Here is a 12,989-nt window from a genome sequence, read left to right on the forward strand (position 1 = left end):
CCAACGCTCGGTTCAAAGCGCTCAGCGACCAGACTATGTTACCGCTTCACTTTAATCGCAGCTCAGGCGCTATACCTATCAGCCTTTGAACAGAAGAATCCCCGCCTTCTGCAAACAAACTCAGCTCGAAGCAACATCGACCACTTCGAGTCTACAAGTCCTCGCTTCTGGCATATTAAGCCTGAAACTGATGAATCAAGCGCTGTAAGGCTTGTAGTTTATCGACCAACATCCCCGTACGCTCGACCGACTCATCCCCTGTCACCGCCGTTTCCTCGGTTAGCTTATTAATATTAATCAAGTTACGATTAATTTCTTCGGTCACCGTGGCCTGCTCTTCTACTGCCACTGCAATTTGATGACTAGTATCCGTCACACGATGCAACATATCACCAATTTCAATCAGCGAATCTCCGGTATTCTGAGCATTCACTAAACATTGCTCAGAGAGCACCTCACCCGAGGCCATGGTTGAAATTGCCTGCTCAGCAGTAGTTTGCAAATTATTAATCATGGTATGGATTTCTTCGGTAGAAACTTGCGTTTTCTGGGCTAAGTTTCGCACCTCTTCCGCCACCACAGCAAAACCGCGCCCAGCATCGCCAGCTCGAGCGGCCTCAATGGCCGCATTCAAAGCTAACAAGTTGGTTTGGTCGGCAATCGAACCAATCACATCGAGGATCCCTTCAATTTGCTGACTACTTTCAGCCAATTGACTCACCACTGCTTGGGAGTTTGCTAACTCCTTATGTAAAGCCTGCACCGAGTCGATCGTGGTATCAACCTGTTGTCGCCCTGCAACCACCGCGGTATTGGCTTGGCTGGTCAGCTGCGATGCTGACTCGGCACTTTCCGCCACTTCTCGAGTAGCATGGGCCATCTCGGTCACCGCTGTAGCGACCTGAGTGGTTTCATCGTTTTGCTGAGAGAGACTCTGTTTCATAGACTGCATGGTCGCCAATTCATCCTCGGCAGACAGCAGAATATCGCCTGTGGTTTCCCCAGTGCGAGCCACCACTGCACGCAATTCAGCTTGGCGCATCCGCAAGGCCAATTCAATGGCCGAAAACTCATCATAATGATCAGTGTAAAGATTTTCCATCAAAGGGTTGTGGTAGGCCTGCTGGGCTCGTTGATTCAGTTGTTGAATCCGCGAGCGTTGTCGCCAACCGAAAAATAGGCTGGCAGCACCAAGTAAAGCGCCTCCCCCGGCCAACCAATACATTCCCGCAGTCAAAGCCTGCCATTCCAGCAAGCCCAACATGCTTAGCGTTAATAGCAACATATAGGAAGCATAGTGATGTCGCCAGCCCAATAAACGCTGCGGTTTTTTTCCTTGCTGCAATTGACTATAGGCCGCATCCGCTCGTTTAATTTGTTCACGTTCAGGGCGTGATCTCACCGACTGATATTCAATGGTTTCACCCTGTTCATTTTTAATCGGCGTAACAAAGGCACTCACCCAATAGTGATAAGCGCTATCTTTGCAGCTATTTTTGACTAAACCCATCCAGCTTCGGCCCGATAGCAAGTACTCCCACATCTGGGCAAAGGCCACTTTGGGCATATCCGTATGTCGGATAATATTATGTGGTTGACCAGATAACTCAGTGGCCGAGTAACCTGCTACATCACAAAAGCTTTGATTGGCATAAGTGATATAACTATCGTTATCGGTGGTAGAGATCAGACTGTCAAATTCAGAGTAATCGACTTCTTGTTGAGTTACGTGCTGTTGTACTGCCATAACGAATACTTAAATCTAAAAGATATAAATATACACAAAAAAATACACATAAAAAAAACAATTTATGTATTTAACAAATATGTAATACACTGATATTTGTCTTCTATTTTATCATTAGTTTGTTTTTCAAAATATTGCTCTGAATTTTGATAGCTATCCGTAGAAATAATATGTTTAGAGTCATAAAAACAGTCTTCAACAGATAAAACCATGAATATTCATCACTCGGTTTTTTTAATATATTTAACTAACTAGCAAACTAAAGTATCCACGACAATCCCCGTAGATTCGCACTCCAGGCCGATAAATCAAAAAGCCATCGAACCTTTAAGGTTCTCAATCAAACTCAAAAACTTAGAAATATCTTTGATTCATATAATAAATTCGGCGAAGCCAAAAACATTTTCACTTTATTTCAAAAGCATTGCTAATAAGCGGCCATAAATTATTTTAGACATTACTAATATATAAATTAAAACTGTGAACTCCCTACATGGATCCTTTGATAAATTTTGATCTAGATAGCTCTCATAAAATGCAGCGTATGCTAAATTTTTACTAATTTTGATTTCTTAAGATTTAGCGTCGGCAGTGAATCACCTGCCTTCATAACACCGTGCCATAGCATCGTTAGCGACTAACGAATGGCAAGCTATTGCCTATTCTTAGCGCGGCAAGATGGTGCACTGAACTTAAGGAACCCTGATGAAAGCAAAATCTGTCGATTTATCAAGTCCTCCCGACCTTACCTTGAGCCATGGCACAGGTGCCGTCGCAAAACGAAAACCAATTTATCAATCGCTGCTGCCACCTTGTAATGCTGCCTGTCCGGCGGGAGAAAATATCCAAGCTTGGCTATCACTAGCTCAACAAGGTGATATACAACAAGCTTGGCAGGTATTGATGAACGACAATCCTTTCCCAGCGATCCATGGCCGAGTTTGCTACCATCCCTGTGAAGCAGCCTGTAATCGCAATGAGGTGGATCAAGCCGTCTCGGTACACGCCATCGAGCGTTACTTAGGCGATGTCGCCTTAGCCGAAGGCTGGCTACCAGAATACAATGCCACGCCGAGTGGCAAAAACATCTTGATTGTGGGGGCTGGTCCCAGCGGCTTAGCCGCCGCCTACCACCTAGCTCGTTTAGGACACAGCGTAGAAATACGCGATGCCGGCAACAGCGCTGGCGGCATGCTACGCTTTGGCATTCCGGCCTATCGCTTACCGAGAAATATATTGGATGGCGAGATCTACCGCTTACTTAGAATGGGGGTAAAAATCACTCTCAACCACCGAGTCGACGATCTAAAACAGGAGCGAGAACAAGGTGGGTTTGCCGCCGCCTTTGTTGCCATTGGCGCTCACATCAGCAAGAAAACTGAGATCCCAGCCCAAGAAGCGAGCAAGATCATCGATGCCGTCAGTTACTTAGAAGCCATCGAACAGGGCCAAAAACTCAATCTCGGTCGTAGAGTCGCCATCTACGGAGGAGGTAATACCGCCATGGATGCAGCCCGCAGTGCCAAACGCCTTGGCGCCGAGCCAATGATCATCTATCGCCGCGACATGGCGAATATGCCCGCCCACCAGTTTGAGGCCTATGAAGCGCTGGAAGAAGGAGTGCAAATCAATTGGTTACGCACCATCAAAGACTTCAGCGAACAACAACTCACCGTCGAGTTGATGGAATTAGACGAACAAGGTTACCCTCAACCCACCGGTAAGTTTGAAACACTTGCCGCCGATAGCCTGATCTTAGCCCTCGGACAAAACGTCGATACTCGCCTGCTCAGCCAGTTCGAACAGATCCGTTATCACGATGGAGTGGTGGAAGTAAATCAACACATGATGACCGGTGCCGAAGGTATTTTTGCCGGCGGTGATATGGTGCCTTCGCTACGCACTGTGACCATTGCCACAGGCCACGGCAAAAAGGCCGCCCATTGCATCGATACTTGGTTACAACAAACAGAACTAACCACGCCCCCAAAAGCAAAAATCGCCACCGCCGAACAGCTTCACCTCTGGTATCAAACTGATGCCCCTGTCAATCCCAAAAATCAACTCTCCCCCGAACAACGGGTTGATGATTTTAGCGAAGTCACTCAAGGTTTAAGCGCTGAACAGGCTCAATTTGAAGCCCAACGCTGCTACTCCTGCGGCAATTGCTTTGAGTGTGACAGCTGCTATGGCGCTTGCCCACAACAAGCCATTAGTAAGCAAGGCGAAGGACAAGGTTATGCCATCGACTATCAACGTTGCACTGGTTGTCAAGCCTGTGTAAACCAATGTCCTTGTGGTGCGATGACCATGATCGATACGGAGGAGGAAAACCAATGAAACCACGCATGCTCACCCTCGACGGTAACGAAGCAGCGGCTCGAATCGCCTATTTATTTAGTGAAGTTTGTGCCATTTATCCCATCACCCCCTCTTCAACCATGGCTGAATTGGCCGATGAATGGGCCAATCAAGGAAAACCCAACCTATGGGGACAAATACCAGAAATCATTGAGATGCAAAGTGAAGGCGGTGCGGCTGGCGCGGTTCACGGCGCGCTGCAAGGCGGCGCTTTAGCCACCACCTTTACCGCTTCTCAGGGCTTGATGTTAATGCTCCCTAATATGTACAAAATTGCTGGAGAGCTAAGCCCAGCGGTATTTCATGTAGCCGCTCGCGCCTTGGCTGCTCAAGGATTATCGATTTTTGGCGACCATCAAGATGTAATGGCAGTGCGCGCCACAGGCTTTGCCCTGCTCGCATCGGCCTCGGTGCAAGAGGCGCAAGACATGGCTTTAGTGGCCCATCTCGCAAGCCTACGCTGCCGCATTCCCTTTGTGCATTTCTTCGATGGCTTTCGAACCTCCCACGAAGTCAATAAAATTGCCGCTCTGGACGCCACGCAAATTAAGCCGCTGGTCGACGATCACTGGGTGTGGCAACACCGCCAACGCGCGCTCTCACCAGAACGCCCAAAAATTAGAGGCACCGCTCAAAATCCCGACGTTTATTTTCAGGCTCGCGAGAGCGTCAATCCTTATTATCAACACGCCCCCAGCATCGTTGCCGATGTGATGCAGCAGGTCGCGAGCCTAAGCGGTAGACCTTATCGCCCCTTCGATTATCATGGTGCCGCAGACGCCAGCGAAGTACTGGTGGTGATGGGCTCGGCGAGCATCACTGTACAACAAGTGGTCGCGCACCGCTGTCAACAAGGCGAAAAAGTTGGTGTGGTTACGGTACGGCTATACCGTCCCTTTAGCAGCGAACACTTTTTGGCGGTATTGCCAAATACGGTGCAAAGGATAGCAGTGCTTGATCGCACCAAAGAGCCCGGCTCACAAGCCGAACCATTACTACTGGATGTTCAATCGGTGATCCACGAACACCCCGAGCGCCTGCATATTAAGGTCTGTGGTGGGCGCTATGGCCTATCCAGCAAAGAATTCACCCCAGCCATGGCCGATGCGGTCTTTAAATCCCTACGCGCTTCGCCAGTTAAAACTCGTTTTAGCGTTGGTATCAACGACGATTTGAGTCACCTCAGCCTAACAGTTGATAGCAAAATGACTTTGCCAGAAACCGGCGTCAGTAGCGCACTGTTCTATGGTTTAGGTTCCGATGGAACGGTTGGGGCCAATAAAAACACCATTAAAATCGTCGCCGAACGTCCGGGGTATTATGCGCAGGGTTACTTTGTTTATGATTCTAAAAAGTCTGGCTCAACCACGGTTTCGCATTTACGTTTTGCCCAACAACCGATAGATGCGCCCTATTTGCTGGAACACGCCGACCTAGTCGCGGTTCACCAACCGCAATTATTACGACAAATGGACTTAGTGAACAAAATCAAAGCACAAGGCTGTTTGTTGCTCAACAGCAGCTTGAATGACCAACAACTTTGGGACTCATTCACCGCAGATACTCAGCACTCTATTCTTGAGCAACAAATCAAGGTATATGCGATTGATGCCACCGCGGTCGCCCTCGCTGGCGGCATGGGGCGCCGAATCAACACGATTATGCAGGCCTGTTTCTTTGCCTTGGCCAACATTCTGCCACTCGAGCAAGCCTTAAACGCCATGAAACAAGCCATTACCAAGAGCTATCAACGCAAGGGGGCTAAAGTTGTCGAGGCCAACCATGCCGTTGTCGATGCTAGTATCGCCGCGCTACGAGCAGTGACTTTAGGCCAGACAAATTCGGCACGACAACTGAGCCCCGCGCTCAGCCCGCAGGCTCCGGCCTTTATGCAACAGGTCACCGCCAAGATGATCCGTGGTTTAGGCGATCAAATTCCGGTATCGATGCTGCCCGATGATGGCACTTGGCCCAGCGGCTCTAGCCGTTATGAGAAACGTAACATTGCCGCCACACTGCCCAAATGGGACAGCGAGGCCTGCATTCAATGCGGAAACTGTGTCATCGTTTGCCCACATGCGGCGCTGCGCGCCCGTTTCTATCATCAAGCTTACTTAGCCCAGGCGCCCAGCAGTTTTGCGTCGGCAGCTCTGGCCGCCCGAGGCTTTCCCGATACCCACTATACTTTGCAGCTCTACGGGGATGATTGTACTGGTTGCGGATTATGTTTCGAGGCCTGTCCGGTGCGCGGCCCCGAACAACAGCGAGCGCTCACCATGCAGCCCAAACCGCAACAGCAACAACCGCTGCGTGACGCGCTGGCTTTTTTCGAAAGTTTGCCAGTCAACGATCGCAGTCGTGTGGATTTTTCCACTGTGCATGGAGTGCAATTTCTTGAGCCGCTGTTTGAATTTTCCGGGGCCTGTAGTGGCTGCGGTGAAACACCTTATTTGAAACTGATTACCCAACTATTTGGCGATCGTATGTTAGTTGCCAATGCCACCGGCTGTTCATCTATTTATGGCGGTAATTTACCCACCACTCCTTGGTCAAAAAATGCCGAGGGCCAAGGACCCGCTTGGTCAAACTCGCTATTTGAAGACAATGCCGAGTTTGGTTTGGGTCTGCGACTCAGCGCCGATCAACAGCGACGCGAAGCCGAGAGACAACTACAGCAATGGCAACCCGCCTTCGATCCAAAACTCATCGAAGCGGTACTCAACGCGCCTCAGCAGTTTGAATCCCAACTCAGAGCACAACGTCAACGCCTGCAGCAACTAATGCAACAAATTAAAGGCCATGCTCACGCACAAACGCTCAGCTCGGTATTAGATTATCTGTTACGTCGCTCGGTATGGATAGTGGGCGGCGACGGCTGGGCCTACGACATTGGTTTTGGCGGCTTAGACCATGTATTGGCTTCCGGCCGAGACGTGAATATTTTAGTCATGGATACCGAAGTCTACTCCAATACCGGTGGCCAAATGAGTAAATCAACCCCGCTAGGCGCGGTGGCTAAATTTGCCGCCGGCGGAAAAACCATGGCCAAAAAAGATGTGGCCCTGCAAGCCATCGCCTATGGCAATGTTTATGTGGCAAGAGTCGCGCTGGGCGCCGATCCTCAGCAAACGCTGTTGGCCTTACGTGAAGCCGAAGCCTATCCCGGCCCTTCACTAGTGATAGCCTATTCACATTGCATTGCCCACGGTATTGATATGCAAAAAGGTTTAGAGCAGCAACAAAATGCAGTCCTCAGTGGGCACTGGCCATTAATTCGCTATAACCCAGTGCTGCGCCAGCAGGGAGCGAACCCTTTTGCCCTAGACAGCTTACGCCCCAGCGTGCCCTTAAAACACTACCGAGAACAGGAGAATCGTTACCAGATCTTAGCCCAGAGCCAGCCCGAAGAGGCGCAACGTTTAATGGATATTGCCGAGCAGGTGGCGCGTCAAAAATGGGCCACCTACGAAGAAATGGCCCATCGAGATGCCAGCCATTTCCATCCCGATGCACGGCGTGAACTTTAAACAAAGAGGGAGAGGCGGCGCCAGCCATACTCTCCTTCGCTCCGATGCGCGCGTGAAAATCAAACAGATACACCTTAAACAAAGCGCGAAAAGAACAGGCGCTGACGCGACAAAATTAACAGAACCGAACAGGACCTTTGACTTTGCAGGGCAAAACTTTAGCTGGGGATTCCCCCTGACATATCTCTTCCATCCCTGTCACCATTGATTACCTGCATAAGGGTGCCGCTGAGGCTCATAATCCCAAGTATTCGAATCAGCAAAACAAAGGAGCCTTTTCATATCCTAAACTTGTTCATTTTTAGCGAGCTTGGCCGACCGATGTTCAATAGACGACCCATCTCGCTCAATACAGAATGTTCTAGATAGCTATCGAGCTTACGCCACCGAGGTTTATGAAGTTTAACTAAAGTCCCCAAGATAGCGACGATTACTATGGGATTAAAAGCCTGTAGTCTAATCTTTAATTAACTCGATAATGAATGTTAAAACAATGAGCTAGCCCTAAAATAAAACATATTACTTAAACGATAAATGATTATTATTTGTCACCGATATATCAAGTCGGTATATTAAATAAACAAAAGGAATTTTCATCTAGCCCATAAGATATACGCTCTTTTTAGCCCTAACAGATGACCCCATAGAGGGATAAATCGTGCGCAGCTAAATAACGATGACTTAGCAAATTAAGCGAGGATGCATGCAGAAAATAAAAGGCAAAAGTGTTTTTTGTTTGGTCGCAACTTGTCTCATTTGCTTACTTCTGATTGTTTCCCCCCAATCGACTTTCGCTCAAGTTGATGCGCAACAACCGCTCAAAATTGCTTATCGGATCGACAGTGCCCCCCTTCAATATCAAGACGAATCTGGTCAAGCCAGCGGCGTTCTGATCGATTTCTGGCGAATATGGGCCGAGAAGAGCCAACAATCTATCCAGTTTATCGGAGGAAACAACAGTGAAACTCAACGCTGGTTAAATGAAGGAAAGGTGGATGCGATTGCAGGCCTGTTCAGCAGCGCCCGACGTGAAACCCAAATGGCATTTTCTAAGCCCTTATTACATAGCGCTTATTCCCTATACTACAACCCCAACTTAACTCAACTTGATACCAACCTCGATATCAACCAACGCTCCATCGGCGTGACTCAGGGTAGCTACCATCATCAATGGCTGCTAGAACATTACCCCAAGGCTGATATACATAGTTATTCCGGCTACAACCAGCTATTTGAAGCCGCAATCACTGGAGAGATTGAGCTGTTCATCACCCAAGCTATCTATCTAAAAAAATACCTCAGTGATCATCCGGTGAGCGTTCGTTTTGAAGCCTTTACGTCGGTGCTGTATGACCGAGCCTACCGCGCAGCTGTAAAGCGCGATAATCAACAGTTGTTAGCTAAAATTAATCGCCACTTGGCAGATATATCCAATCAGGACAAAAATGCTATTTCTGCAAAATGGAGCGGTTTTCACTGGGAATATCTGCCCCCAAAATTAAATGCTATCAATAATGCCAAAGTTCAGCTCAACTTAACCCCGACAGAACAAGACTGGTTAGCGAAACATCCAGAGATCACCATTGGCGTTGATGGCAATTGGCCACCGGTAGACTTTACCAACCAACAAGGCATACATAGCGGAGTCCTCTCCGAATATTTAGAGCTTATCGAGAACCGTTTAGGGATCAGCTTAAAAGTGAAAAGCAATGCTCGTTTCAAAGACATGGTTCAGCAGTTAAGGAAAGGAGAAATTAAGCTCGGCACTACCATTGTACAAACCGCAGACCGAGAACAAGACTTATGGTTCACCCTCCCCTATTTCAGCGCAGTGAAAGTCATAGTCAGCAACAGCGAAGGCAAGCAATATAGTGACTTAGCTCAGCTCTCGGGGAAAACGCTAGCCATTGAAGATGGCTTCTTCCTTATCGATGTACTGCGTAAAAGTCATCCCGAGATCAACTTAAAAACCTACCCTTCCACCGCTGATGCCTTGAAGGCTCTCTCCTTTCAACAAGTTGATGCGTATGTGGGAAATCAAGCGGTAATCTCGTGGTTAAAACAAAACTTACAGCTCAGTAATATTTCCTTTAGCGGTGACCCTCAGCTGCCTTTCGCCTTACAACGCTTTGCGGTACATCAAGACCCACAATGGCAACCCTTGGTCGGCATTCTGAATAAAGCCTTAGCCAGTATCAGCGTTGCCGAACGCCAAGCCATACTCAGTCACTGGGTAAACAACCGCCAACAATTCATCAATGCCCTCCCTCTCAATCTAAGCAACCAACAAAATATTTGGCTAGAACAGCACCAACAATGGAACATTGGCGTAGACCCTAAATTTGCCCCCTTGAGCTTTGTGGATGAAAAAGGCTCCTTTGGCGGTATCTCTTCAGAAGTTCTGAATATCGTGACCAACATTATTGGCGTAAGCTATAAACTTTCTGAAACAAGTAGTTGGTCAAATACCTTACAAGCTCTCCAGCAAGCCGAGGTCGATATCGTCCCATCGGTTCCCTATGTCGAACAAAATCAACAAGAAACAGCAGAAATGCTGTTCAGTAAGCCCTACCTAACTCGCCCCTATATGATATTTGTGCAGGACAACACCCAATTTGTGAGCAGTGTTGAAGATCTCGTCGGACATCGAGTGGGGGTGCTCAATCACCACAACTTAGAAAACCAACTACAGGTAGATTACCCACTACTCGAACAGTTTCCTTTCTCATCACCTCAACAAGCCTTGTTAAGCTTAAGTGCTGGCGAAATTGATGCCTACATCGGGATCCTGGACTCCACTTCCTTATCATTAACCGAGTTAGGCATCGCCGATATCAAGATAGCCGCACCCAGTCCCTACTCTTACCAAGCATCGATTGGCGTCCGTAAAGATTGGCCTGAATTAATGCCCATCCTCAATCAGGCTATCGACCGAATATCGGCACAACAAATGAAGCAGATCAAGAACCACTGGTTTTCAGTTGACTTTGAGCATCAAGCAAATAACTACTTAATTTGGCGAGCCATTCTAATCACTTGCATGATTGCACTGCCAATTATCATTGTGATTTTCATTTGGAATAGAAAACTTGCTATCGCCAAGGATAAATTAAAGCTGAGTAGTGAAAAGCTCGCACAAGCCAAACAAAGTGCAGAACAGGCCAATAACTTTAAAAGTCAGTTTTTAGCCAATATGTCTCATGAAATCCGGACCCCGATGAATGCTATCGTCGGCTTTACACATCTGATGCTCAGTAGCAAACTGGATGATACCCAGCAAGACTACGCCAACAAAATAAAACGCGCGTCGCTCACCCTACTGGGCGTCATCAATGACATCTTAGATGTGTCTAAAGTCGAAGCTGGCAAGCTAGAAATAGAGCAAATCAAATTCCATTTAAGTGAAATTGTCTACAACCTATCAAATCTCTTGGCACCAAAAGCAATAGAGAAGAACATAGATATCTTCATGGATGTTGATCCGAAAGTGCCCGATATCCTGATTGGCGACCCTCTCAGGCTGGAACAGATCCTGATTAACCTGACTCAAAATGCCATAAAATTTACAGAGCAGGGACAAGTTGTGGTGAAGATCAAACTGCTCGAATCGGTGCCAAACCGGGTTACCCTTGAGTTTTCGGTCAATGACACCGGCATTGGGATCTCCGAAGACAACCTCAGTAAATTATTCCAGCCCTTTGCTCAGGCCGACGACAGCCTCACTCGAACCCATGGTGGTACCGGCCTGGGTTTAAGCATCAGCAAATTATTAGTCGAGCTGATGGGGGGAGAAATCCGCGCCACCAGCATTGAAAATCAAGGCAGTACTTTTAGCTTTCAGCTTAACTTAGCTTACTCCGAAGACAAACAATACGACCAACAGTTGCAAGCCGAACTCAGAGATATGCGAGTTTTGGTGGTCGACGACAACCAATTGGCCAGAGACATTAGCAGCGAAATATTACACTCCTTCTCATTTAGAGTTGATTGCGCGAGTAACGCTGCAACCGCCATCGATATGCTTGACCGACACAACAACATCGAACCGGAAGATCCCTATCGCTTGGTATTAATGGATTGGAAAATGCCACGAATGAATGGCATTGAAGCGAGTAAATACATCAAAGAAATGCCTCTTCGCATGATGCCCGCAATCATTTTAGTCACCGCCTATGGGCGTGAAGATGTATCGCGGCAGGTAGAAAAAGAACAACTTGACGCCTTCTTAATTAAACCACTCAACGCTTCACTATTATTTGATTGCATCATGAAGCTATTTCATCAACAGCCAAGCAGTTCACTGGCAACTCAAGCGATGGTGCCCCACTTACTTGAGGGCAAGGTATTGTTAGTGGAAGATCACCCCATTAACCAAGAACTCGCCAAAGAAATGCTGACCCAAATGGGCCTGCAAGCCAGCATTGCCAAGCATGGTCAACAAGCAATCGATATGCTGCAAGCTGAACCCTTCGATTTAGTCTTAATGGATATACAAATGCCAGTACTCGATGGCTTTGAAGCCACTCGAGCCATTCGCAAAAATAGCCGCTTCGCCACACTCCCGATTATTGCCATGACCGCTCATGCAATGAAAGAAGATCAGCAACGATGTTTCGAAGCAGGCATGAACGCTCACCTAGCGAAACCTATCGATCCCGAGCAATTATTCTCAGTACTAAGCCAATACCTTGCGCCTCAAGCGCAGCCAGATACTGAGCCAGCGCTGGTGATAAACGCTCCAGCCGAAGATCCATTACCAGTCATTGACGGCTTAGATAGCCAATGGGGGATCACCCGAGTCGGCGGCAATGCACAGCTTTACCAAAAACTACTGAGTGATTTTTATAGCAGGCATCACCAAGAATTAGAGACCCTTTCTCAAGCGTGTAGGCTACAACAATTTGACGATGTAAAACGCATTATTCACACCATTAGAGGGGTCGCAGGTAACCTTGGTGCCAAATCGCTTGAACAAGCAGCAACCGATTTTGAACCGCTCATCGCCCAAGCAGAGCAAGCTTTTGCCAGCCAACAATGGCAGGAGTTTCAGCACCAGTTTAAGCACTTGTTCGAACAACTTGCCAGCAGTCTTGCTCCACCCAGCTCAGCCCCTGAAATCGTCAGTCAATCACCAACAACTGTGCTCAATACTAGCGCCGAAGCTCTATTAACGCCGCTTCGAGAATTACTAGAAGAAGGCAATCCACAGGCCAAGAAAACCATTACTGAATTTGAAAATAAGCTACCGCGTATACTCTATGATGAGCTCGTCAGACTGATCAACGAATTTGAGTTCGACAATGCCCTCACGGTGCTAGACGAACATATCAATAAAAAAGGATAGGTTACACCAG

General features: G+C 47.7%; 4 protein-coding genes. 3 read left to right on the forward strand and 1 reads right to left on the reverse strand.

Annotation, left to right across the window (positions count from 1 at the left end):
• Nucleotides 1-175: 175 nt before the first annotated feature.
• Nucleotides 176-1,747, reverse strand: a complete 1,572-nt coding sequence (locus ACRRS1_RS17320) for a methyl-accepting chemotaxis protein (RefSeq protein WP_432451945.1) — start codon at nucleotides 1,745-1,747, stop codon at nucleotides 176-178.
• A gap of 705 nt (nucleotides 1,748-2,452) precedes the next feature.
• On the opposite strand from ACRRS1_RS17320, the gene ACRRS1_RS17325 reads away from it, so the two are divergent.
• The 3 genes from ACRRS1_RS17325 to ACRRS1_RS17335 all read left to right on the forward strand — a co-directional run bounded on the left by ACRRS1_RS17325 (nucleotide 2,453) and on the right by ACRRS1_RS17335 (nucleotide 12,979).
• Entirely contained in the window at nucleotides 2,453-4,087 is a 1,635-nt protein-coding gene (locus ACRRS1_RS17325; protein WP_432467271.1) for an NAD(P)-binding protein, read from the forward strand.
• On the forward strand, nucleotides 4,084-7,635 hold the full coding sequence (gene nifJ / locus ACRRS1_RS17330) for a pyruvate:ferredoxin (flavodoxin) oxidoreductase (protein ID WP_432467270.1): 3,552 nt from the start codon (nucleotides 4,084-4,086) through the stop codon (nucleotides 7,633-7,635). Before ACRRS1_RS17325 ends, nifJ begins: the two co-directional genes overlap by 4 nt.
• A 703-nt stretch (nucleotides 7,636-8,338) precedes the next feature.
• The gene (locus ACRRS1_RS17335) at nucleotides 8,339-12,979 is read left to right on the forward strand and encodes a transporter substrate-binding domain-containing protein (RefSeq protein ID WP_432467269.1); all 4,641 of its coding nucleotides are present in this window, start codon (nucleotides 8,339-8,341) and stop codon (nucleotides 12,977-12,979) included.
• Nucleotides 12,980-12,989 lie beyond the last annotated feature (10 nt).

This window comes from Agarivorans sp. Z349TD_8 (genome assembly GCF_050870825.2).
GTDB lineage: Bacteria > Pseudomonadota > Gammaproteobacteria > Enterobacterales > Celerinatantimonadaceae > Agarivorans.

Bases quoted from the DNA above. Each gene is read 5' to 3' on its own strand.
- ACRRS1_RS17325 (WP_432467271.1), top strand. From the start codon at position 2,453: ATGAAAGCAAAATCTGTCGATTTATCAAGTCCTCCCGACCTTACCTTG.
- nifJ (WP_432467270.1), top strand. From the start codon at position 4,084: ATGAAACCACGCATGCTCACCCTCGACGGTAACGAAGCAGCGGCTCGA.
- ACRRS1_RS17320 (WP_432451945.1), bottom strand. From the start codon at position 1,747: ATGGCAGTACAACAGCACGTAACTCAACAAGAAGTCGATTACTCTGAA.
- ACRRS1_RS17335 (WP_432467269.1), top strand. From the start codon at position 8,339: ATGCAGAAAATAAAAGGCAAAAGTGTTTTTTGTTTGGTCGCAACTTGT.